Raw genomic sequence first — 739 nt, 5'->3', positions numbered from 1 at the left:
ATCACCAGCCTTGTGAGCATCCTTCAACTGCTGCAATGCCTGCTCGATACCTGGCTTCTTGTCTGCAGGAATCTTATCACCGTTATCCTTCAGGAAGTTCTCGGTGGTGAAGATCATGCTGTCTGCCTGGTTCATCTTGTCAATCTTCTCGCGCTCAGCCTTATCAGCAGCAGCGTTCTGCTCTGCCTCAGCCTTCATGCGGTTAATCTCGTCCTCGCTCAAGCCAGATGAAGCCTCGATGCGGATGCTCTGCTCCTTACCGGTAGCCTTATCCTTAGCTGATACGTTCAAGATACCATTGGCATCGATATCGAAGGTAACCTCAATCTGAGGAACACCACGGCGAGCTGGAGCAATACCTGTCAGGTTGAACTGGCCGATGCTCTTGTTCTGAGCTGCCATTGGGCGCTCACCCTGCAATACGTGGATGGTAACCTCTGTCTGGTTATCAGCTGCTGTAGAGAATACCTCGCTCTGCTTGCAAGGGATGGTTGAGTTAGCATCGATAAGCTTTGTCATCACACCACCCATAGTCTCGATACCGAGAGTCAATGGAGTAACGTCGAGCAATACGATGTCGCCAACACCCTCTTCCTTGTTCAGGATGGCACCCTGGATAGCTGCACCTACTGCAACAACCTCATCTGGGTTAACACCCTTAGAAGGCTCCTTGCCGAAGTAGTTCTTAACGAGTGTCTGAACGGCTGGGATACGGCTTGAACCACCAACCAGGATAACC

General features: G+C 51.3%; 1 protein-coding gene. It reads right to left on the bottom strand.

Annotated features, from left to right (window positions below; genetic code table 11):
- Positions 1 to 739 (bottom strand): Hsp70 family protein (locus ACTRC3_RS11720; RefSeq protein WP_440323191.1); only part of this gene is annotated, 739 nt, incomplete at both ends.

This window comes from Laedolimicola sp. (assembly GCF_051972735.1).
Lineage (GTDB): Bacteria > Bacillota > Clostridia > Lachnospirales > Lachnospiraceae > Laedolimicola > Laedolimicola intestinihominis.
This window is presented reverse-complemented; position numbering and strand designations above follow the sequence as displayed.